Annotated in this window: 20 protein-coding genes and 1 pseudogene; 11 read left to right on the forward strand and 10 right to left on the reverse strand. The window is 70.5% G+C overall.

All coding sequences use genetic code 11. The features are described from left to right. Positions 1-374: 374 nt before the first annotated feature. Positions 375-656, forward strand: coding sequence for a hypothetical protein (locus OHS70_RS06410; protein WP_328394553.1), 282 nt, complete (start codon positions 375-377; stop codon positions 654-656). A gap of 186 nt (positions 657-842) precedes the next feature. Here the strand turns inward: OHS70_RS06410 and OHS70_RS06415 are convergent, their stop codons facing one another. Next, the gene (locus OHS70_RS06415; RefSeq protein ID WP_328394555.1) at positions 843-1,172 is read right to left on the reverse strand and encodes a SelT/SelW/SelH family protein; all 330 of its coding nucleotides are present in this window, start codon (positions 1,170-1,172) and stop codon (positions 843-845) included. Between the two features lie 459 nt (positions 1,173-1,631). On the opposite strand from OHS70_RS06415, the gene OHS70_RS06420 reads away from it, so the two are divergent. After that, entirely contained in the window at positions 1,632-2,195 is a 564-nt protein-coding gene (locus OHS70_RS06420) for a hypothetical protein (RefSeq protein ID WP_328394557.1), read from the forward strand. Positions 2,196-2,260: 65 nt separating this feature from the next. Here OHS70_RS06420 and OHS70_RS06425 read toward each other — a convergent pair whose 3' ends face one another. The 3 genes from OHS70_RS06425 to OHS70_RS06435 form a co-directional block, all read right to left on the reverse strand. Further along, complete coding sequence (locus tag OHS70_RS06425) at positions 2,261-2,476, reverse strand: DUF397 domain-containing protein (RefSeq protein WP_328394559.1); 216 nt, start codon at positions 2,474-2,476, stop codon at positions 2,261-2,263. Then, positions 2,473-3,303 carry a helix-turn-helix domain-containing protein gene (locus OHS70_RS06430; RefSeq protein ID WP_328405458.1) on the reverse strand — a complete coding sequence of 277 codons (831 nt, stop codon included), beginning with the start codon at positions 3,301-3,303 and terminating at the stop codon, positions 2,473-2,475. The genes OHS70_RS06425 and OHS70_RS06430 overlap by 4 nt, the downstream gene beginning before the upstream one ends. A 241-nt stretch (positions 3,304-3,544) precedes the next feature. After that, complete coding sequence (locus tag OHS70_RS06435; RefSeq protein WP_328394561.1) at positions 3,545-4,189, reverse strand: hypothetical protein; 645 nt, start codon at positions 4,187-4,189, stop codon at positions 3,545-3,547. Positions 4,190-4,348: 159 nt separating this feature from the next. On the opposite strand from OHS70_RS06435, the gene OHS70_RS06440 reads away from it, so the two are divergent. Continuing rightward, complete coding sequence (locus OHS70_RS06440) at positions 4,349-5,770, forward strand: NucA/NucB deoxyribonuclease domain-containing protein (protein WP_328394562.1); 1,422 nt, start codon at positions 4,349-4,351, stop codon at positions 5,768-5,770. 57 nt (positions 5,771-5,827) lie between these two features. On the opposite strand, the gene OHS70_RS06445 is transcribed toward OHS70_RS06440, so the two are convergent. Further along, positions 5,828-6,292 carry a hypothetical protein gene (locus tag OHS70_RS06445; protein WP_328394564.1) on the reverse strand — a complete coding sequence of 155 codons (465 nt, stop codon included), beginning with the start codon at positions 6,290-6,292 and terminating at the stop codon, positions 5,828-5,830. A 361-nt stretch (positions 6,293-6,653) separates the two neighbouring features. On the opposite strand from OHS70_RS06445, the gene OHS70_RS06450 reads away from it, so the two are divergent. Both OHS70_RS06450 and OHS70_RS06455 read left to right on the forward strand, forming a co-directional pair. Next, positions 6,654-7,001 carry a hypothetical protein gene (locus OHS70_RS06450; protein ID WP_328394566.1) on the forward strand — a complete coding sequence of 116 codons (348 nt, stop codon included), beginning with the start codon at positions 6,654-6,656 and terminating at the stop codon, positions 6,999-7,001. Between the two features lie 289 nt (positions 7,002-7,290). Next, a pseudogene (locus OHS70_RS06455) lies at positions 7,291-7,362 on the forward strand (DUF4287 domain-containing protein); the annotation flags it as partial. An 85-nt stretch (positions 7,363-7,447) separates the two neighbouring features. On the opposite strand, the gene OHS70_RS06460 reads toward OHS70_RS06455, so the two are convergent. From OHS70_RS06460 to OHS70_RS06470, 3 genes are all read right to left on the reverse strand, one after another. Then, positions 7,448-7,690 carry a hypothetical protein gene (locus OHS70_RS06460; protein WP_328406189.1) on the reverse strand — a complete coding sequence of 81 codons (243 nt, stop codon included), beginning with the start codon at positions 7,688-7,690 and terminating at the stop codon, positions 7,448-7,450. A gap of 125 nt (positions 7,691-7,815) precedes the next feature. Next, the gene (locus OHS70_RS06465; RefSeq protein ID WP_328394568.1) at positions 7,816-10,443 is read right to left on the reverse strand and encodes an MXAN_6230/SCO0854 family RING domain-containing protein; all 2,628 of its coding nucleotides are present in this window, start codon (positions 10,441-10,443) and stop codon (positions 7,816-7,818) included. Between the two features lie 206 nt (positions 10,444-10,649). Beyond that, positions 10,650-11,516 (reverse strand): PhzF family phenazine biosynthesis protein, encoded by an 867-nt coding sequence (locus OHS70_RS06470; RefSeq protein WP_328394570.1) that lies wholly within the window; start codon positions 11,514-11,516, stop codon positions 10,650-10,652. A 289-nt stretch (positions 11,517-11,805) separates the two neighbouring features. Here OHS70_RS06470 and OHS70_RS06475 point away from each other — a divergent pair, with 289 nt between their 5' ends. Beyond that, positions 11,806-12,273 carry an ATP-binding protein gene (locus OHS70_RS06475; RefSeq protein ID WP_328394572.1) on the forward strand — a complete coding sequence of 156 codons (468 nt, stop codon included), beginning with the start codon at positions 11,806-11,808 and terminating at the stop codon, positions 12,271-12,273. Positions 12,274-12,537: 264 nt separating this feature from the next. On the opposite strand, the gene OHS70_RS06480 is transcribed toward OHS70_RS06475, so the two are convergent. Next, complete coding sequence (locus OHS70_RS06480; protein WP_328394574.1) at positions 12,538-13,593, reverse strand: helix-turn-helix domain-containing protein; 1,056 nt, start codon at positions 13,591-13,593, stop codon at positions 12,538-12,540. Between the two features lie 95 nt (positions 13,594-13,688). Here OHS70_RS06480 and OHS70_RS06485 point away from each other — a divergent pair, with 95 nt between their 5' ends. From OHS70_RS06485 to OHS70_RS06500, 4 genes are all read left to right on the forward strand, one after another. Next, positions 13,689-15,215 carry an alpha/beta hydrolase gene (locus tag OHS70_RS06485; RefSeq protein ID WP_328394576.1) on the forward strand — a complete coding sequence of 509 codons (1,527 nt, stop codon included), beginning with the start codon at positions 13,689-13,691 and terminating at the stop codon, positions 15,213-15,215. A 235-nt stretch (positions 15,216-15,450) separates the two neighbouring features. Continuing rightward, positions 15,451-16,026, forward strand: a complete 576-nt coding sequence (locus OHS70_RS06490) for an IS607 family transposase (protein ID WP_328394578.1) — start codon at positions 15,451-15,453, stop codon at positions 16,024-16,026. Between the two features lie 55 nt (positions 16,027-16,081). Further along, a complete protein-coding gene (locus OHS70_RS06495) occupies positions 16,082-17,656 on the forward strand; it encodes an IS200/IS605 family accessory protein TnpB-related protein (protein WP_328394580.1) in 1,575 nt (524 codons plus the stop codon). A gap of 13 nt (positions 17,657-17,669) precedes the next feature. Beyond that, positions 17,670-18,200 (forward strand): DinB family protein, encoded by a 531-nt coding sequence (locus tag OHS70_RS06500; RefSeq protein ID WP_328394582.1) that lies wholly within the window; start codon positions 17,670-17,672, stop codon positions 18,198-18,200. Between the two features lie 86 nt (positions 18,201-18,286). On the opposite strand, the gene OHS70_RS06505 is transcribed toward OHS70_RS06500, so the two are convergent. Then, positions 18,287-19,693 carry a penicillin-binding transpeptidase domain-containing protein gene (locus tag OHS70_RS06505; protein WP_328394584.1) on the reverse strand — a complete coding sequence of 469 codons (1,407 nt, stop codon included), beginning with the start codon at positions 19,691-19,693 and terminating at the stop codon, positions 18,287-18,289. Between the two features lie 340 nt (positions 19,694-20,033). Between OHS70_RS06505 and OHS70_RS06510 the strand changes: the two genes are divergently transcribed. Further along, entirely contained in the window at positions 20,034-21,584 is a 1,551-nt protein-coding gene (locus OHS70_RS06510) for a glutamate synthase subunit beta (RefSeq protein ID WP_328394586.1), read from the forward strand. The last annotated feature ends 14 nt before the right edge of the window (positions 21,585-21,598 follow it).

The following is a 21,598-nucleotide window of genomic DNA, read 5'->3' on the forward strand; positions in this document are numbered from 1 at the left end:
AGCCGACTCCCCGGGAACCTGGAGTCGATTTGTCACGTTTGACTCCTTATGTGCATACGCCTAGTTTGGATCTAGGTTGAAAGAAGTATCCGCCTTCCCGTCTGGCGGGCAGGCGGACAATCTCAAGATCCCGTTCGACGACCACCTGGTGGTGGTCGTCCGACGGACGGAAGTCCAGTCGCCGGGTTTGCTGCACTCAGCAGCCCTGGTGGGCCCGATGCCGCGCGAGGCCTGTGAGTCGGTGATGGCAACTCGCACCAACTTCACGGCCGATGCACCGAACCCCTCGCAAACGCGTCATCGCCTCACTGGTGCTGACGTTACCTCGGCCGTGCAGGGCTCCGACCCGTCCACGCCCCGGGAAGGGAAGCACCATGCGGGTAAAGACATCGAGGATTTCCCGGCTGTTCGCCGGCCTGCTCGCCGCTCTCGCTCTGACTTTGGGCGGAGCCGGCATAGCCAGTGCCGCCGGCGCGAGCAACGCGGCTCCGTCCGGCCACTACTACGACGGCTGCCGGTCCGGCTATGGGTACTACGACGACTGGCGGTACGACAGGTACTCGGACCGCTACGACGACCGCCGCGGCTTCTATGACGACCGGCGCGGCTTCTATCGCGACAGCTGTGACTACCCTGTTGTGATCATTCTCCGGTAGCCCCCGCGTCGCGACAGCTGCGCGGGACTGGGCTGTCGCGCTCAAGAACAGACCCGGTCAGGGGATCCGGCCCTCGCACATGGCGCGGGCCGGATCCCCTGCATCGCACTCGCTGCGCACCCGCGGCTGTGTGCCCGCAACGGAACGGCATACGGCCTGCAGGGGGCCTGACGCGCCGGCCGCCGCCTAGCCGTCCTTCTCCGCCGGGTCCGCCGTTCCCCCTCTCTCGGAGTGCCCGAGAGTCCGGCCCGGCGCCACACGGTCGCGCACCAGACGCTTGACGGCCGTCGGCTCCGGAAAGCCCTGCTTGCGGCGGTCCCACACGACCTCGCCGTCGACGCGCACGACGAGGACACCGCCGGTCCCGGGCCTGAGCGCGAGTTCTTCGAGCTCTGCCTCGAAGGTGGTGAGGAGTTCCTGGGCGAGCCATGCGGCCCTCGGCAGCCAGCGGCACTGTGTGCAGTACTCGATCTGCACACGGTGTCCGGAGCCCGGGGACGGAGTGGGCGAGTTCACGGAGTCCACCTCTCGGTCGGTGCAGGCGTCCGGTACGGAACACCGCGGCCGCTCACATTGTCGCGAACGACCCCGCCCGCCCCGAGTACCGCTCCTCAACCGCGCACCCGATCGGCTGCTGCTCCTCCCAGGCAGCCGAGGTGTGCGGCATCCGGCCCGTCACCGAGGAGCCAGAGCCGTGACCATGTCCGCGGCGGCCAGCAGGCGCACCCGTGCCGCGTCCTGGCTCAGCGGGTACAGGGCGAACACCTCGCTTGCGTCCGGCAGTACTCGGCCAGTTGGCCGCCCATGCGGGGGCCGCTGCCGTGCTGGGCAGCTCAGCCCCCGCCCTCAATGCGGGCTTCTGGACCTCGCTGCCGCTCGATTACTTGCTGCGCATCACCGTGCGCTCACACCTCCAGCGCTCCGAAGCGCGAAAGATGCCTGCCCCCGATCCGAAGCACCCCCCTCGCGCCTGCCTTGCTCCTCCGCACCCTCCGCCTGAACTCCCTCACCACTCACTACGCCCCCCTCTGGGCGGAGCTGTTCAACCCCCAATGGTCAGGCTACGAAGACTGGGCCAACCCCAACTGGCCCGTCTTGAGCCCCCTCGCCGCCAACCTCAAGCCGACCTGGGAGTACACCACTCCCCTCCGCACCGAACTCGAACGCCGAGCCGCCCTCGTCGAGCTCGACGCCCTCGTCGCCGTCTGGCTCGGCATCACCGCCGACCAGCTCGCGGGGATCTTCAAGTCCCGCTACCCACAGCTGTGTGACTACGAGTCGGCGACTTGCTTCGACGCCAACGGCCGTAAGATCGCCGCCGACTTCAACGCTTACGGCCACGGGCAGACCAAACAGGACTACCTCAGGCTCCTCGACCACATGGTCAACCCTGCCACCACCCCACCCCCCAAGGGTTACGCCGCGCCCTTCTACAAGACCGAGATGCGGGCCGCGCACGCGCACTTCCAGGCGCGGCTCGACGCGGAGATCGCCGCCGGCCGCTGGTCCCCGCCGGAGCCGGCCACGATCGAGGCCTGACGCAAACGCTGTGTGGCGGTTCCCAAGCACCTCGGGAACCGCCACACACCAAGACAATCACGTACCTACACAGCGCCGCTCCACGCCGCGAACCCGACGAAGGCGTCCCACGCCTGCACCTGGACGGTGAGCATCGGCACGGTGGTGTCCTTCGAGTCCCGGACATACACAACCCTAGGGCGGGCAGCGACCTCGACACACTCGCCGCCAGCACCGCTGCTGTAGCTGCTCTTGAACCACGCCAGTTCACGCGCGTTCGGCACAGTCTCTTTGCCGTTCATGTCTCTCCAAGCAACTTCTCGATGAGGGCCAGCGATTCGCGCGGTGTGAGCGCCTGCGCCCTGAGCAGACCGTACTGCTCCTCGATCTCCCGGACCGCCCTCCGCTCGGTGTAGAGGCGGCTGAGCTTGTGTACCTCCACATAGGCGATCCTCCGCCCTTCAGTCGTCTCGATCAAGGTGAACGGTCCAGCCAATCCGGCGTGCTCCTCGCGCTTGGTCGGCATGACCTGGATCTCGACATTGCGCTGCTGCCCGACCAGCAGGATCTGTTCCAACTGACCCCGCATCACACCGGGCCCACCCAGCGGCCTATGAAGCACGGCCTCCTCGATGACGAAGCTGAAGGTGGGCAACGGCCTGCTCGCCAAGATCTCCTGCCTGGCCAGTCGAGCCGCAACACGCTGCTCCACGGTCTCTTCGTCATACAGCGGCCGCCAGTTGACGAACACGGCCCGTGCGTACTCCTCGGTCTGCAACAGCCCGGGCACCGCCTGGTTCGCGTACACGTGAAGTTCGACGGCCTCGGCCTCCAACTTGGCCGCATCTCGGAAGAACGCCGGATACTGCGCCCGCGCCACCTCCTCCTTCATCTCCGCCAGCACACCCCGCGCCCCCAACAGCTCATCCGCCTGCTCGATGAACCTCGGCGGCGGCACCCTCCGCCCCTGCTCGTACGACGCGATCGTCGACGCCGAGTACCCCGTCACCGCCCCGAACGCCGCCCGGTCGTACTCCGTACACTCCCGAAAGCGCTTCAACTGCCGCCCGAACACATGCAGGATGCCCGACCCGGGCCCCTTCTCCGCCTGCTGCTGCTCGTCGTCCATCGTCATCCGCACCACCTCCCGAGCTCAACCTCAACGCCACCACCCCGCCCCCGGTCACGCCTCAACCCACGTACAACCGCCCGGCTCCCGCGTACACCAGCACCCCGTACCGCCTCACACCCCACCAACCACCACCCGATCGGCGCTACGCACACCACACCCCTGTTCGGGCCCGAGCCGCCAGGCTCACCCTCCCGCGTGAGAGCCGCTCCATCGCATCCACCCGGACAGCCACAACCGCTCAGCCGTGCTCCGGCCGTGACGGCGGTACCCCCACCGCCCGCCGCTCCTGCACCCGCCGACGCGCGTTCAACGCCCACTCCTCGACGCCGTCGCGCAGTTCGTCCATGCCCGACTCGAACCGGCGCCACGACGGGGTGGGGTCACCCGCCGGGAACGCACCCGCGTAGTCGTCGAAGTCTTCGATCAGCCGGCCCGCCAGCCGGGACAGCCGTTCCGCGTCCGCCACCTCGGGATCATCCGCGGACAGGCGCAGAGCGGAGTGACGCAGCAGCAGGTCCCGGTACTGTTCACGCGCGTGGGTCAGGCCCTCCCCCACCGCGCTCCCGCTCCCCATTCCTTCCTCGAAGTACCGAGGCCCGGCCACCGCCAGGTGGACAAGCGCCATGCGCACGTCCTCGACGCCGTTCAGGAACTGCGCGTACGCATCCCGCCGAGCCTGCCAGAGGGCGTCCTCGCGAAGCCCGTCCAACTGGAGCCGCACACCGGCCAACGCAGCTTCGACCTGAGCCCTGCCCGCCTCCCGCGCGGCGTCGAGTGCGGCCTTGTTCGCGCGGCGACCCGTCTCCACGGCCACAAGTGCCATGACGAGCGTTGCTCCGACACCGATGCCCGCGGCCCAAATGGCCGCCTCCCCCTGGTCCATGGCGGGATTGTGCACCGGCTCTCCCGCAACCGGCCAGAGAACCTTGTGATCACGCCAAGCTGCGCCACCCCACCCAATAAGCGCTCACCAGTTCGATATATCTGGGAGGGACCAGGTGATCGGCGCCGAGCCGACACCGAACGACCGGGGGGTTCATCCATGCGAATACCGTGGTTCCGTCATGCCCGTGGACAGACGATCGCGCTGCTGACCGTCGCGGCCCTGCTGCCTGCGGCAGCGCCGTCCGCGGCGGCTTCTGCCGGCGCCGACGATCTGCGCGTCGAGACGTACGTACTGCCGCCGGGGGCTTCGACACCTTCGTTGGACGAGATCCGCACCGAAGGCGCGAAGGAGAGCCTGCGCCGCCTGACGAACGAGATGCAGTCCGCCCGACTTGCCGCCGAGACGGTGGGGCCGGCCGCGTCGTATGCGCCGCCGGCGGCGCAGCCGTCCGCCACCGCGCCCGCACCTGAGCGGCCGAAGGGTGCCTCCGCCCGACTCGCGCCGATGGCCACCTATCCCGAGCCCGCACGCACGATGACGTACGACGAGTGCCGCAACGGGCTCGGCAGCACGCAGAAGTTCTTCATCAAGTCCCGGTTCGCCGTGTGCTCCGGCGCGACGTTCCTCCAGACCTGGCTCCAGAACAACCGGCCCGTCGGCGAGAGCATGTTCAACGTCCGGGTGGTGGGCACCATCCCGCTGAACAGCCGCGAGATCACGTTCACCTACTACTTCACCGAGATGCAGTCCACCGGCAGGACCGCGACGTCGGCCATGAAGGTCGCGACGAAGGGCGCGATCCCGCAGAGCTGGCCCTCAGGGGTTCGCTACACGCAGGGCGGCACTCCGCCGGGAACCAAGACGTTCGACGAACTCAAGCGGCAGCGGACCTACACCCATACCGTGAGCGCGGCACCGGGTCAGGGCAGCGGCAGCTCGGACCAGGTGTTCTCCGTGTACGAACCGGTCGTCACCATCACGCCGCCGCCCGGCTGGAAGCTGGGCGGTGAGCTGACCGGCAAACTGTTCATGCTCGCACCGCGTTGGGACGCCGCCACCTACCTCGCCAACTCGACCGGTGGAGGGACGCCCGCGCGCAAGGGCGCGGCGACCTTCAGCTACCTGCCCACTCTGACGTACAGCGCGAAGGAAGGGGCCGAGGAGAAGGCGGTGGCCGAGCACATTCGCACGGCCTTCACCAAGCCGCTCGACACCAAGCCGTACATGTCCGCCAAGAACGTTCCCGGGCAGGACACGAAGGCGCCGCTGCACCGCCTGGTGCAGAAAACCCGCAAGGACGACAACCGCAAGGCGGCCGTCAAGCAGTGCAAGCGGTACTGGGGTGACGGATACGCCTGGGGCGGCACGCGCGAGTGTGACGAGTACCCCTTCGCCACGACGTACGAGGGCGCCGCGCAGGCTGACCATGACTCGGAGGCCAAGAAGTTCAACTTCTCGGTCCTACCGGTGGCCAAGGCCGACAACGGCGCCGCAGGCAGTCTGCTCCTCGGGTTCTACGCGAAGAACCGCCTCGTCGACGGCTCCGACGACGGGTTCCTGGTGAAGATCACCTCGTGATCGCAAGGGGGTGGGTTTTCCCGTCGGGACTCACCCCCCTGCCGCATCATGACTCGGCTAGTCCGCCGGCCAGAACCGGACGAGATAGCGCTCCACCCCGTCGGCAGTCCCTGTCTCCGCGGACAGTCGCTCGGCCTCCGCCCGTCCGGTGCACAGCACCTGGACCTGCCAGCGGCCGCCCTCGTCCGCGAGTGGGATGTCGTACTCGGTCCGCCCGACGCTCATCGACCAGACGGCCACGGTTCCGCTGGTGGACACGTACTCGCCCTCCCCGTGCTCGTCCCAGTGGCTGAGGTGTTCTTCCGGCGGGCGTCCGTCCCACACCTCGGCGGTCACAGCGGCGGTGTGCGTGTGACCGGCACTGAAGATGTCTATCCGACCTGGGAACAGAGTGAGGAACCGACCGAAGACGGAGCCGTCCGGGTAGGGCACGGGGAGCACCGCATCGTCCGACTCCTGGAGGCAGAAGCCGTGATAGCCGACATCGGCTCCGAACCGCACCTGCCGGACCAGTTTCGCCACGCCATCTCCTCGTCACGCGCCGCTACAGGTATCAGTGACACCGTAGCGGCGGCTCACTCGCTCAGGTGACGCGAGCGAAGGGCGTGCCCGTCCGCCACCGATGGCTTCCCGCTTCGCCATGCTGCGGCGACGTCGGCGCCGACGGACTTGGGCCGACCGCAAAGACGCTGCACAATCCCGCCGCCGCGCACTGAGCACGACGCGTTCGCGGAGAGACAGCTGATTTCGTCCGAACTCTCCCGAACTGCCGCCCGGACGCCTATCGTTCTGCCCCATCAAGGACTCGCCATCCGGGGGGATCGTGTCTGACGCGTTCAAGTCGAAGCCTGTGCTCAAGCGTTGTGTCGTCTGTCGTCAGCCCGTGGCGAGGAGGAAGCTCGCCTTCACCCCGGGCGGGCAGCCGGCGCACCGGGCCTGTCAGTCGGCCCCGGACCGCCCGCCGATCCGTGCGGCGGCCACGCCTGGTCCGGTTCGGGCGCCGAAGGACATCAGCCGTGCCGAACTCCTGAAGCGAATCGAAGCGCTGCGCAAGCGCGATCCGAAGATGAACCTGCGCGCCAAGAAGGCACAGCCCGGCGGCCGCCCCAAGACGCCGCCGACAGCGCCGCGCCGCGACCAACGGCCGGTTGCCCCGCCCCAGCCGTACTACGGCGTGGAGATGAAGTCCCTCGACGGCCGGTGGGTACAAATGCACCCTGACTCCGAGTAGTGGTCGCCGCCCCCAGCCGGCCTGATCTGTCGCATGGCCTTGATCCGTGTCGGACGGGGTCAGGTCGTCCGGCTTCGGCGCACCGATCGCACTGATCGCACATGCGACCGATTGAAACCTTGAGCGAGTCCGTACTGAGTTGATCGCGTGCGTCTGCAACGGGGAGGCAGCACGGTGAGCGGACTCGCACCGGTCCGGTAGAGCAGCCATTCGTCGGCGAGTAGTTCGACCAGCTGCTTCTGCCGTGCCCGAGCCGATCGGTTCGATCCTCCGCTGCGGTCGTACAAGCACCGAACACGGACTGGGCCACGGCCATGCCAAGGCCCTCGTCGCGCATACCCTTGCCGAGGACAGCGGGAAGCAGACCGTCCGGCGCCCAGCTGCGCTGCCCGCGGGCGAGCAGATTCCGGCCGGCAGCTACAGCAGCAACCACCCTTCCGGCGCCGTCAATCGCGATGCCGCAGGGCCGCGCACCCGGCGCACCAGCCACCCTCACGCAGCAATTCGCGGTCCTCCTCGAAGAACTTCAGGACGACAGCGCGCTCGTGGATTGTGCACAGCAACGCGTGCTCGTCCACCTCTCGATGCCGGAGGTACTGGGCGTGGTGTTGCGGCTTGTCGTAGAGCACATCCCACCCCGGCAGTACCGAGGGACCGAGCGAGGCACGCGTTCGTCGTGACGTAGTCATGCCTCCATCCTGCCGCCTCGAGCGGCAGGACGGAGATCCGTTCTGGCCGCCACCCACGAGCCGAGACCCACCTGCCCGGATAGGGTCTCAGCTGTTCTTCCTCTCTGATCGCAACCGTCCGCAGGTCACCGAGGAGCGAGAGCCGTGACCAGGTCGGCGGCGGCGAGCAGGCGCACCCTGGCCGCGTCCTGACTGAGCGGGTGGAGAGCGAACACCTCGCTCCCGTCGGGCAGTTCCAGGTCGCCCCGGAGCAGGTAGGCCAGCGACGGCCCCGCCGACGGTCCATCGTCCTCGACGCCCGCGCCAATGGGAGCGTCGATGTCCGGCGAGCCGATACGGGCGGCGAAGCCGGTCACGTCCTCTCCGTCCCTGCGCCGGTACACGCTCCGCGAGCCGTCCGTGTGGCGCAGGACTACCGTGGCCGCCCGTGCCGCCGCCTGCCACACCGCGAGCTCGCCCAGGCCGACGCGCGCTCCCGAGGCGAACAGGTCCGTCAGCCGGTGCGCGAGGGTGGCCAGCGCGTCCGCGTGCCGCCACACAGCGTGGTGCGTGCCGGTGACTCCTTTGACGACGTCGAGCCAGCGCATGGTGCGCGTCTGCACGTCGATGAGCAGCGGCACGCAGGCGCGGTTGCTGCCGGTGAGGTCGAAGCGCTGCTCGACGGAACGCGGGTCGAACACCGGTCCCAGGTTCCCGGGTTGATCCCGCACCATGAGTCCGGCGAAGGCTTCCGCCAGGTCACCGAAGGGGACGTTGTTGTACGAGTAGACGACGGCGACGACGTAGCGCACCCCGGCCGCGCCGAGCAGCTCCAGGTCGAGGTCCACGAACTCGCTGGCGCCGAGTGGAGGCGGCGCGTCCTGGAGGTCACCGGAGTGGACCGCGGCCTCACCCGCGTACCGCAGGCTGGTGTACGCGCACTCTCCGACGTGCCGCCAGTCCGCGTCGAACATCGCGGCCGACAGGTCCAGGTCGGTCGTACCCGAGGTGGGGCTCTCCATCCAGTGCAGGAACAGGCGCAGTGTCCGGCCGTCCGGTACGGCGAGTTCGCTGCCGCGCGGCAGGGTCACCAGGGCTCGGGACGCGGTCCGTTCGGTGAACGGCGCGACGAGACCGTCCAGCGCGGCATCGACGACCGCGACGTCCACGGGTGCCGCCTGCCCCGCCCTGCGCAGCAGCTCCGCCGTCAGCACGTCGACCACGGTCCGCACGAGGGGGACGGGCAGTGCCGGCCTGTTGTCGTCGGCCACATGGGTCTTCGCCGCCGCTCCCTTCGGGAAGAACACCCGTGCCACCTGCTCCCGGTCGCGGGTGCGGACGGCACCGAGCGCGGACAGCAGGACGGCCGGCGCCACCCGCGGGACCACGCGCTCCAGCGCGCGGACGGCGGAACGGGAGCCGTTCTCGTCCTTCTCGCCGGTGAGGCGCAGCAGGTGGTCGAGGCGGCGGACGAGTTCACCCGGGCGCTGCTCGAGCAGCGTGAGCGCCCCGGCGAGGTCGCGGGCCGCGAGCGCGGCCTCGACCTGGCCGCTCCAGCTGTGCGCCACGGCGGTGGGGCCGGTGACGTCGATGTGGGCGGCGGTCTCCGCAGCCGTGCGCAACGTGGCGGACAAGGCGTCGTCGCCGAGCCGGGTGCCGCGCAGCGCGGCGAAGGCGAGAGCAGCGCGCGGGAAGCGGTTCGCGTGCTCGAACGGATGCAGGCGTTCGGCCGCGTGGATCCAGGCCTGCCGGTACCGCCGCATGTCCTGGGCCGCCTGTGCCGGGTCCAGGGTGTCGAGGACGGACAGCAGGGCGCGACGAAGAGGCCGGGGTACGGCGGCGAAGCGCGGGATCTCGACGAGTCCGGCGTCTCCGCCGGAGCGGACCGCGAGCACGCGCAGCACGTCGGTGGCGGTATCGATCAGGCCGGCCGCAACGGGAAGGGCCTGTGGCACGGCAGTCGGGTCGGCAAGCAGCCAGGCGACCAGGCGGGCCTTCGTCTCCCGGCCGGGCACGGTGGCCGGCAGCCGGTCGAGGTCGTCGCGGGTCCTGGCGGCAAGCAGAGCTTCCAGGTCGTCGGTGTCCTGGGGGCTGAGGGCGCCGGTGCGGGCAAGCAGCGTGTCCAGTTCACGGGCTGCGTCCGCGTCGCGGGCGGTGAAGTCACCGCCGTAGGACAGGAGACGCAGCCGCTCGGGCGGCGCGACGCGGCGGAACAGTTGCCGGCGCGGGCGCCTGGGGCGCAGGAACGGGTCGGAGGGGTCGATACGGCGCTCGCACACGGGGCACGCCGAGAAGTCGGCGCCGTCGAAGCACGAGCCGCACACCAGGTGGGCGCACGGCGATACGGGCACGACGGAGTCGACCGTGCCGCACAGCACGCACGGCTGCTCGGGGCGCTGGAACAGCACGGTGAGCACGCGGTCGACATAGTGCGCGTACGTGTCGTGCGGGGTGCTGTCCGGGAAGTCGCGCAGCAGGGGCACGTGAGGGCGGTCGGCGCCGAGAGCGCTGTCGATGTCGTGCAGCAGTGCCCGGCCCACCGCGCCCATGGCCCGTGCGTCGAGCGCGGCAAGCGCGGCGCGCAGCGGCGGGGCCAACAGGTAGCCCCGGTCGACGAGATCGGCCTCGAGCAGCGCTGCTCCGCTGTCGCCGGCCGGATCCGGGACCACTGCCGGTGTCGGCAGATACACGGCCCCACGGCGCGACAGGAGCACCGTGGCGAGGGCCCGTGGACGGGCAGTGGTGGTACGTCCGATGACCTCGGTGTTGGACACGTCTCTTTCTCCCCCTCCCGGATGACCGGGTGATGCGCGGGGCGGGAAGTGAGCACGCTGATTCATCGGAAAGAATGGAGAAGGAAGCACACTCGGGAGCCGCCCCGCGCCCGGCGACGATAACAGCCGGGCGCCAGGCTGATCATCCGGTTTTCCGGGCCGGGGTCGAGCCGTGCGCGCGGCCCGAACGGGGCGGCGGGCCCTCGTCAGGCGATCCGTGTGCCTGTCCCGGTCACCCGCACCCGCTTGTCGCCCTCGCGCAGTTCCACGGTCAGCACGCCCGGGCGGCCCATGTCCTCGCCCTGGTGGAGGGTGAGCACCGCCGCCTCGGGGACAAGGCCGAGTTCGCGGGCGTACGCGCCGAACGCACCTGCCGCCGCGCCCGTCGCCGGGTCCTCGACGACGCCACCCACCGGGAACGGGTCACGCACATGGAAGACGCTCGCGGACTCCCGCCACACCAACTGCACCGTGGTCAGATCGAGCCGGCGCATCAGGGCTTCGAGGCGTGCGAAGTCGTACGCCAGATCCGCCAGCCGCTCACGCGTCGCGGCGGCGAGCACCAGATGCCGGGCTCCCGCGAAGGCGATGCGGGGCGGCAGCGCGGGATCCAGGTCGGCTGCCGGCCAGTCGAGCGCGTCCAGCGCCTCGGCGAGGTCGGCATCCTTGATGTCCTCGCTGTGCGGCTCGACCGTGGTGAGTGTGGCCCGCAGCGCCCCGCTCTCCTCGCTCACCGTCACCGGCACCGTACCCGCGCGCGTCGCGAACACCAGGTCGCCGGCCCCGATGCGTTCGCCGAGGGCGATGGCGGTGGCGACCGTGGCGTGCCCGCAGAACGGCACCTCCGCCTTGGGGCTGAAGTACCGGATGGTGAACGCCCGTCCGGGCTCCCCGCCGAGCCCCTCCGGCGGATCGGACAGGAACGCGGACTCGCTGTACCCGAGGTCGGCGGCGATCGAGAGCATGTCGGCGTCGTCGAGCCCGGAAGCGTCGAGGACGACCCCGGCGGGGTTGCCCCCCTCAGGGTCGCTGGAGAAGGCGGTGTAGCGCAGGACGGCTGGCTTCGTAGTCATGATCGGCGGAACCGCGGACCGACGTGGTTTGTTCCCCACCGAGGTCAGGGGGTGGTAGCGCCTCCGTGCGAGCCAGGTGCTCGGGGCAGGCCCGCCTGTGGGTGTGGCCCCGCGGATGCGGTGTCGGGCGTCCCCTCCCCCGAGCCCGACGGGCCCGTGCTGCTGCACGTCCCGTTCGGGCGGCGACCGGTCACGCCCGCGTACACAGATCGCCGGCCCACGTACACCGCCTGACAGTCAGCGCGTCACTGCTGGTCAGCGCAGTGAGCGACGCGGAAGCGTTGGAGGCATGAAACCGGCAACCACCCCGCCCGCGGGGCTTGTTCACGATCCCACCACCACGCACGAGTTCACGATGCAGTTCACCTCGACGCCCCGCGGCGCACGGCTCGCCCGGCGGCTCGTGTCGCACCGGCTGCACGAGTGGGGTCACCCGTACGACTCCACCGCCAACGAGACGGTCACACTGATCGCGGCCGAGCTCGTCGCGAACGCGGTGCGCCACGGTCACGTACCCGGGCGGGACTTCCACCTCCGCCTGGCCGCGACCCCGGCCACCTTGCGTATCGACGTGACCGACACCCGCACCGAAAAGCGACCCCACCGCAACCCCCGAGTCCCCTCCCCCGAGGAGGAGTCGGGCCGCGGCCTGCTCCTCGTCTCTGCACTCGCGACCGACTGGGGCATCACTCCGCGTACGGCCTCGCCCGGCAAGACGGTGTGGGCGGTGGTCGAGCCTGTCCCGCCTCCCTCGTGAGCCACGTACGCTCCAGGACCGGCGGGCGATCGCGATGAAGCCCAGGACGCGGAGCAGCAGAGCGCCTGGAGTTGCGGTGGTTCAATCAGGTGCGCGGGCTCCTCGCACGTCTGCAGTCGTCGGCCGCCGCATGGGATCCGACCGCCGCTGCCCTGCCGGAGTGGCAGGGTGCGAAGATCACCCCGGAGCACGAGCAGCGCAAGCGCCTCTGCGAATTCCGGGACATCGACGATGTGCACCGCTGCTTCGACCTGCACGGCCGCTTCACGCCAGGTGCCGGTCGGCTGCATTTCCGACTGGTGCCCGTCGGTGAACAGATCGGGGCGTGCCGTCGGCACCCCTTCCCGCCGGCACCATCCCTGCCCGCACCCTCGGGGTCGTCGCGGCGGCCGTCTGCGCGTCCAATGCCGCGAGCAGCCAGTCGTGCGCGGACCCGGGGGTCGGGGCCGGCCTGCCGCCCGGCGGGGTGATCACCTCGGCCACCAGTTCCCAGTACCGGTCGATCCGCGGGTCGGCCGCCAGCTGCCCGGCCAGCAGGCGGCGGAAGTCCGGGGTGTCCCGGGTGGCGTACGCGCTCGCGTACGCGGCCACGAAGCTGTCCAGCGCCTCGCCCGGGTACGGCACCCGGTCCAGGCGCATCTGCGCGCCCGCCAGTTCGTACGCCTCGGCCAGGCCGGTGTACAGCACGGCCGCCCCACGGGCCCCCGTGGCTCTGTGCGCCTCGGGCTGGGGCTGCTCGGCGCCCGTGCAGGGGCGGGCCATGAAGGCGTACAGCCGGGCGAAGGCGAGCACCTGCGCCGGGTCCGGGTCGTCGGGCGGCTGGGGGACTGCCACCTCCAGGAACGCGGCGGTGGACCGGGCCGGCATCCGCGGCGGCAGCCAGGCGCGCCAGAACCGGGCGAGCGGTGCCGTGTTCGGCGGGGCGGTCACCGCGCCGATCAGGCGCAGCCGGTCGGCACGCTCCCCGGGAGGACACTCCTGCACAAGCCGCAGCCCCGCCTCCCTCCAGCGCAGGGCCTTGAGCCGGGAGCCGAGTTCGCGCAGCTGCCCGGCGACGGCGTCCTCCAGCACGCTGCCCGCCTCGTCCTCCTCTTCGAGGATGCGGTGCACCTCGGGAACCGGCAGGTCGAGGGTGCGCAGGGAACGGATCAGGCGCAGGCGTTCGAGCGCGTCCGGGCCGTACCGGCGGTGCCCGCCGACGCTGCGGGAGGCCTCCGGCAGCAGGCCGCGGTCGGAGTAGAAGCGGACCGTCTTGACGCTGACGCCGGCGCGCTCGGCCAGTTCACCGATGCTGCACAACCCGTCGTGTGACGTGAACACTTGAACCTCCCTCAGGGGGAGTTCCTACCGTACCGGCGAGCGCGGCCGGCCCGATCGGGCCGGTCCGCGGACGACGACGTACCGAGGAGACGGCCATGACCGTATTCGTCCTTGTCCCGGGCATGTTCACCGGCCCGCACGTGTGGCAGGACGTGACCGCCCACCTGATCACGGCCGGCGCCGAGGTGCACCCGATGGCCCTCACCGGACTCGGCGGGTCCGCCACCGCGGGAGCCGGCGTCGGCCTGGAGACGCACATCGCGGACGTGCTCGCGGTGATCGACTCGGTCGGTGCGGTGGCCGGACGGGAGATCGTGCTGGTCGGCCACGACTACGGCATCCACCCGGTGCTGGGCGCCGCAGACCGGCGGGCGGAGCGCATCGCCCGGATCGTCCATCTGGACGCGGGGATGCCGCAGGACGGCGTACCGGCCTTGGCCGCGGTCGCCGACCAGTCCCTGCGCCGGCAGGTGGCCGAGCGCGCCGGGACGGGCACGGCGGAGGGAGCCGACGGGGAGCTGCCGCCCCCGGCACGCGACGAATGGCAGCGCTGGGGCAGCACCGCGGGTGTCCCCGACGCGGCGCTGGACCGCCTCACCGCCCGCGCCGCGCCGCAGCCGCTGGGCACTCTGCTCCAACCGCTGCGGCTGACCGGCGCGGTGGCCGCGGTGCCCACCACCGGGGTGCTGTGCACCGGCAACGGCGCGAGCATCGAGATGGTCCAGATGCGGGTGGACTTCGGAGACCCCGCCCTGCAGGCCCTGGCCGAGCGCCGGGTGACCTTCTTCGAACTCCCCACCGGGCACTGGCCGATGCTGTCCTGCCCCACCGAACTGGCGGGGGTTCTGCTGCGGGCCGCGGCCGGCGAGGGGCACCGGCTGGAGGCGGCCGGCGCCGCGGGGCCGCCCCCGCACCTGCGGCCTTTCCTGCTGGATGTGCCCGAGCTCCCCCGCGAGCGGACCGGGAACGTCGACCTGTACCTGCCCGACGCCGAGGGCCCGCGGCCGGCGGTGGTGTTCGTGCACGGCGGTCCGGTGCCCGCCGAGGCCCGTCCGACCCCGCGGGACTGGCCGACCCTGATGGGGTACGCGCGGTACGCGGCCGGGCAGGGGGTGGTGGGCGTGACCCTCGACCACCGCCTGCACGATGTGGCCGACTACGAGCGAGCCGCCGGGGACGTGGCCGCCGCGGTGGAGCTGGTCCGGGCCGACCCGCGGGTGGACGCGGACCGGGTCGCGCTGTGGTTCTTCTCGGGCGGCGGTCCGATCACAGCGGACTGGCTGGGATCGCCTCCGGCGTGGCTGCGCTGCCTGGCGGCCAGCTATCCGATCCTGGCGCCGCTGCCGAACTGGGGGCTGGCCGGCAGCCGGTTCCACCCGGCGGACGCGGTGGCGGACGCGGGCGCCCTGCCGGTCGTGCTCACCCGGGCGGGGCTCGAGATGCCCGAGATCGCCGCCACCGTCGAGGAGTTCCTGGCCGCAGCAAAGGGCAGCGGGGTGGACGTCGAGGTGGTCGACGTGCCGCACGGCCGCCACGGCTTCGAGACCCTCGACCCGACCGACGAGGCACGCGAGGCGGTGCACCGCGCGATGCGCTCGGTGCTGGCGCACCTGACGGCCTGAGCCGGGCCGTCCCCGACCGGCCAGGGCCCTGTGCCGTCGCGAGCAAGGGCCCCGGGGCCGGCCCACCCACACCCGGACCTGCCACGCCCGGATGCGCCGGGTCAAGGTCCGCCGTCCCGCTCGCCTGAACCCGCTCGGCTGTCAGTGACCCGTGCAAGGGTTGTGAGCTGTTGGTTCGTTAGCTCACTCTTGTGAGTGATAGTGCGCTTTGGTGAGCGTTGTTACGGTCGGGTGTATGAACCTCAAGGAGTGGGCGCGGGCGCAGGGCGTGCATCCGCAGACCGCGTATCGCTGGTTCCGCGAGGGCACTTTGCCGGTTCCGGCTGAGCGGGTCGGGCCGCGCACGATTCTGGTGAACGTCGAGGCCCGTACCGCGCCGGAAACGGTCGGCGGTGTCGGCCTGTATGCCCGCGTCTCCTCGCACGACCAGAAAGCGGACCTGGAGCGCCAGGTCGCGCGGTTGTCGCAGTGGGCGGCCAAGGCCGGTCATCGCGTGGTGCGGGTGGAATCCGAGGTCGGCTCCGGCATGAACGGTGGTCGCACGAAGGCCCGTAGGCTGCTGGCCGATCCGGATGTGACGACCGTGGTGGTGGAGCACAAGGACCGGCTCGGCAGGATGAATACCGAACTGGTCGAGGCCGCACTGTGCGCCCATGGCCGTCGGCTCGTCGTGCTGGATGACGGGGAACTGGAAGACGACCTCGTGCGCGACATGGTCGAGGTGCTGACCTCCTTCTGCGCCCGCCTGTACGGGCGCAGGTCGGCGAAGAACCGGGCCCAGAAGGCCTTTGAGGCGGCTGAGCGTGGCTGAGCCGAAGAGGCTGCGCACGATCGCTCCGTCGTTTGTGGCTCCGGGTCCCCCAGGTGTGGCGGTACGCGACCGCCTCAGGTGCCTGACCATCGACGACGAGAAAGTCCTGCGGCTGATCGGCGATCATATGGGCACACTCGCCTCCCACGACCTCAAGGTCCGGTGCGCCGAGGGTCTTGAGCACGACAATGAGACGTGGGCGGCCCGCAAACGAGAGCTGACGGGGGCGTCTTCGTCACGGTGGGCAGGATCAGTCACCAAGAGCACGCATGATCAGTGGGCGCTCGCCCGCCGCTGCCTCGCCGCCCGCCTCCACAGCCTTGAAGCCGCAATCAAGACACTGCGACACCGCCTGTCCCTGCCTGTGGGGGAGCGCGGTTCCAAGCGGGCTTTGGGCGGCTACCGGTCCAAAGGCGAGTGGTTTCACAAGTCCCGGCGCCTGGCCGCTCTTCAGGCTCGCCACGCTGCTGCGCTCGCAGACTGGCAGGCCGGGCGTGTGCGCGTAGTACGGGGCGGTAAGCGGCTGGTCAACACCCGCCACAACCTGGAGAAAGCCAATCTCACCGCCGATCAGTGGCGGGAGCGCTGGAAAGCCGAGCGCATGTTCTTGTCGGCGGACGGGGAGTCGGGGAAGCGGTTCGGGAACGAAACGATCCGCATCACCCCAGGCGGCGAGATGAGCATCAAACTGCCCGCGCCGCTCGTCCACCTGGCGAACGCCCAACACGGCCGGTACATCCTCGCCTGTTCCGTCGCGTTCAAACACCGGCGGCAGGAGTGGGCCGACCGCATCGGAGCGAACCGTGCCGTCGCGTACCGCATCCATCACGACGCCGACCGCGACCGCTGGTACGTGACCGCCTCGTGGCAGCGCCCCATCGTCCAGACAATCCCGCTCGACGCCGCGCTGTCCTCCGGCTGTATTGGTGTCGACACCAATGACGATCACCTTGCCGCCTGGCAGCTCGACACCCACGGCAACCCGGTAGGTGAACCTCACCGCTTCTTCTACGATCTGTCGAGGACGGCCGATCACCGCGACGCGCAGATCCGCCACGCTATAGCCCGCCTGCTCCACTGGGCCGAGCGGTCCGGCGTCCACGCCATCGCGATCGAGGACCTGGACTTCACGCAGGAAAAGACCCGGGAGAAGCACGGCCGACGCAAGCGGTTTCGGCAGCTGATCTCCCGCTTCCCCACCGCGAAGCTCAAGGCCCGGCTCATCTCCATGGCCGCCGGACAGGGCCTGGCGATCGTCGCGGTCGACCCGGCTTACACGTCCCGCTGGGGCAGCCAGCACTGGCAGAAACCGTTGACCACCCCACTACGTAAGACGACCCGTCACGATGCCGCCGGCATCGCGATCGGGCGACGCGCCCTCGGGCTCCCGATCCGGCGTCGGACGACACCGCCCCCGCAACACCAGAGCGATGCCGCGGGGCATCGGACCGTCCAGGCCCGACCGCAAGTCCGAGAGCGTGACGGAAACCGCCCACCCGCCACGGACCGTACCCCTGGAGGTGCGCCGCCGGACTGGACGAGAAAGCGGAGACCCAGTGCATCCAAAACCGTTCGGGATGCGCCCAGCTCGCAGCCGTGGGTCCAAGACTCACTCATGCACACTGGTTAGGGACGGTTTGTCCATGACGACAACACCGGACGGGCGCCGCATCCCACCACCGCACGCTGATGAACGCGCCATGCTGGAGAGCTGGTTGGACTTTCAGCGGGCCACGCTCTCCTTGAAGTGCACGGGCCTCGACGGCAGTCGGCTCCGCGAGGCCTCGGTGCCCCCGTCGCCCATGACGCTGCTGGGACTTGTCCAGCACATGGCGGAGGTGGAACGCAACTGGTTCCAGCGGGTGTTCGCCGGACAGAAAGTGCCCGCGGTGTACGCGAAGTCCAAGGAGGCGTCCGGTTTCGCGCTCTCCTCGGAACGCGGTATCGACGAGGCGCTCGCCGTCTGGCGCGCGGAGATCGCCCGAGGCCGCGAGCTGACCGACGCAGCCTCGCTCACCGACTGCGGTGAGCTGTCCGGCCAGGAAGCCGCGATCGTCGGGGACAGGAGTGTTTCGCTGCGCTGGATCCTGATCCACATGATCGAGGAGTACGCGCGGCACAACGGCCACGCGGATCTGATCAGGGAGCGCATCGACGGGGTCACGGGCGCGTAGCCGCCCCGGCGCCGGTGGAACCCTGACTCGGACTCCGTGGGGGGATCCCGGTCCCGGGATCCCCCCACGCCTTCGCAGCGCCGCCTTCAGGACACGGCCGACCACACCCGCTCGGTCACGGCGACCGCAGGGCCCGCGTCGCCGGTCCCGTCGCTGCCGGGGCCGTCCACCCGTACCGCCATGGCGATCAGCCGGCCGCTCTTGTCCCGGGCGTACGACACGGACCACGCGGTCGGCTCGGAGCCGTACGATCCGGTGGGCGACGCGACCCATCCGGTCACACCCGCGGCGCCCTTTCCACCCGAGGCGTCCTCGATCACCGATTGCAGCTGTTCGGCGGTGTCTCGGCCGATGACCCGGCGCGGTGCCGCAGATGCTGCCGCGCCCTTGGGCTTCTGCAGGGTTCCGTCGCCGAGGACGACGGTGTCGACCACCGAAGGGGCAACCGACCGACCGCCGTTGGCGATCACCGCCATGACCTCGGCCAGCTTGATCGGCGTGACCCTCACTCCGCCCGAACCGATACCGGACAGGGCGACCTCGTGGCCCTTCACATCACCTGTGGGGTAGGTGCTCTCCGCCACCCGCACCGGGACACCCCCCGCGTCGTCGTTGAAGCCGAACGCCTCGGCCGTCGCGGCGAGCCTGCTGTGGCCCAGCTCGACGGCGATGCTGGCGAAGACGTTGTCGCACGCGTGCCGGAGCGCGGTGCGGATCGAGGCGTGCGCGCACGGGGCGCCGTCCGAGTCGAGTTCGGTCGTCGTGCCCGGCAGGGTGTAGGGCAGCGGGGCGCGCGTGGCCTCGTCGACCGACCGGTACAGCCCCTCCTCGAGCGCGGCAGCGGCCACGACGACATGGAACGTCTCGCGCGGCTCGACGGGTTTGCGCAGCGCCCGGTTGAGCATGGGCTTGTCGCCCTCGGCCCGTAGCTCCTTCCACGCCTTCTCGTCCGAGGAGGCGTACCCGCCGAAGGCGGACGGGTCGTACGAGGGCGTGCTCACCAGGGCCAGAATGCGGCCGCTCCCGGCATCGACGGCGACTGCGGCGCCCTTGCGGCTGCCCAGAGCGTCGGCGGCGGCCGACTGCAGTTCCGGGCGGATCGTCGTGACGACATGCCCCGAAAGGCTGCCGCGCCCCTTGACGCCGGCAGACAGCACATCGTCGTAGATGGCTTCGAGGCCCGCCTGCCCGTAGGCCATCGACCGGTAGCCGGTGACGGCGGCATACAGCGGCCCCGACGCGTAGGTTCGCTGGTACGGAAGCTTTGTATGCCCCGACGGCTTCGATCCGGTGACCGGTCGGCCGGCGACGATGATGTCCCCCAGACCCTCGACGGGACGAGGCGTATCGCCTGCCCTCCCCGACGAAGGCCCTTCACCCTTCGCGCCGTCCGCGCCGTCGGTGTCGGTCCGGGCCGAACACCCCAGGGCCAGCAAGGGAATCAGAGCCAGAACGGTGGGTAAGACGGTGCGGCGTCGGCGGGTCGGCTTCATGACGATCAGCGTAGCTTTCGTCGACATCGTGGGGCGGCCTCATCTCGTCAGGACGCACTCACCGCCCCCCTTGGTCACGATGCCCCGAAGCCGTGCGCCCAGTGATGACTGCCTTGCCGTACGGAACGACCGTCCGGGCCGGATGACGGCACTGCGGCATGGGTTTTCCCGACCTCTCACATCGATGCACGGCCCCCGCCCCCCAGGGCAGGGCTCCGGTAGCGGGTGGGGCGTCGTGCGCCCGGCCCGTGCGCCGGAGCCCGGACGCCAGGTAGGTGGCCGCAGGCGTACGCTGGACTGAACGCCGTGATGCACCACGAGTGGGTGATGGAGGCGGCGCATGAGCGACCCCTTCGGCTTCATGAAAATCCCCCGTCGGCCCGTCCCGCCGCGCCCCGTCGAGGAGCGGCTGAGCGACTGGAACGAGGTCTACGCGGGTCAGATCCTGCTGCCCCTCGTGTCCGAGCAGGCCTCGCGCTGCATGGACTGCGGCATACCGTTCTGCCACAGCAGTTGCCCGCTGGGGAATCTGATCCCCGAGTGGAACGCGTACGCGATGCACGGCGACTGGCGGGCGGCGGCCGAGCGGCTGCACGCGACGAACAACTTCCCCGAGTTCACCGGAAGGCTCTGCCCGGCGCCGTGCGAGGACGGCTGCGTGCTGACGATCAACGCCGATCCGGTGACCATCAAGAACGTCGAGCAGGCCATCGCCGACCAGATCTGGGAGCGGGGGTACGCGCCGCCCCGGCCGCCGGAGCGGCTCAGCGGGAAGACCGTCGCCGTGGTCGGCTCCGGACCGGCGGGGCTGGCGGCGGCGCAGCAGCTGACGCGTATCGGTCACACCGTCGCCGTCTACGAGCGCGACGACCGCATCGGCGGGCTGCTGCGCTACGGCATCCCCGAGTTCAAGCTGGAGAAGCGGTACCTGGAACGCCGTATCGAGCAGATGCGGCAGGAGGGCACCAAATTCCGCACCGGTGCGGACGTCGGTAGGGATCTGAACGCCGCCGAGCTCAGGAGGCGGCACGACGCGGTGGTCCTCGCCGTCGGAGCCATGGAGCGGCGGGAGCTTCCCGTGCCCGGCCGCGAGCTGGACGGCATCCATCAGGCCATGGACTACCTCACCTTTGCCAACAGGGTCCAGGAGGGAGACTATGCCGCGCCGCCCGTCACAGCAGACGGGAAACACGTGGTGATCATCGGCGGCGGGGACACCGGCTCGGACTGTCTGGGCACCGCCCTGCGCCAGGGCGCGACCTCGGTCGTACAGATGGACATCAATCCGGAGCCGGGTGACCTGCGGCCGGACACCGAGCCCTGGCCCACGTATCCGAAGGTCTACCGGATCTCCCATGCCCATGAAGAGGCCCGGGGGCGGGAGGGCACGGATCCGAGGATCTTCTCCTCCGCCACCCTCCGTTTCGAGGCGGATCCCTCCGAGCACGTGTGCGCGCTGCACCTGACGGAGGTCGAGCCGGTCCACAGGAGGCCGCGGCCGGACACCGAGCGGGTGATTCCGGCCGAGCTGGTCCTGCTCGCTCTGGGTTTCTCGGGTCCCGAGCGGGGCAGCGGCCTGATCGAACAGCTCGGGCTCACCCTGGACGGCCGGGGGAACTTCGCCCGGGACGCCGCATTCGCCGCTCGGACGGCGCGGCAGGGAAAAGCGCAGGGGCACGATCGAGGTGCCGAGCATGGGCAGGGCATGCGGACGGGCCGTTCCCGGGCGGGCGGCGTGTTCGTCGCGGGCGACGCGGGGCGCGGCCAGTCCCTGGTGGTGTGGGCCATCGCGGAGGGACGGGCCGCGGCGGCGGCCACGGACCGTTATCTGACCGGCTTCACCGAGCTGCCGGCGCCCGTGGCCGCGACGGACCGGCCGATGATGGCGTGAGGTGATCCCCCCGT

The organism is Streptomyces sp. NBC_00390 (assembly GCF_036057275.1).
GTDB lineage: Bacteria > Actinomycetota > Actinomycetes > Streptomycetales > Streptomycetaceae > Streptomyces.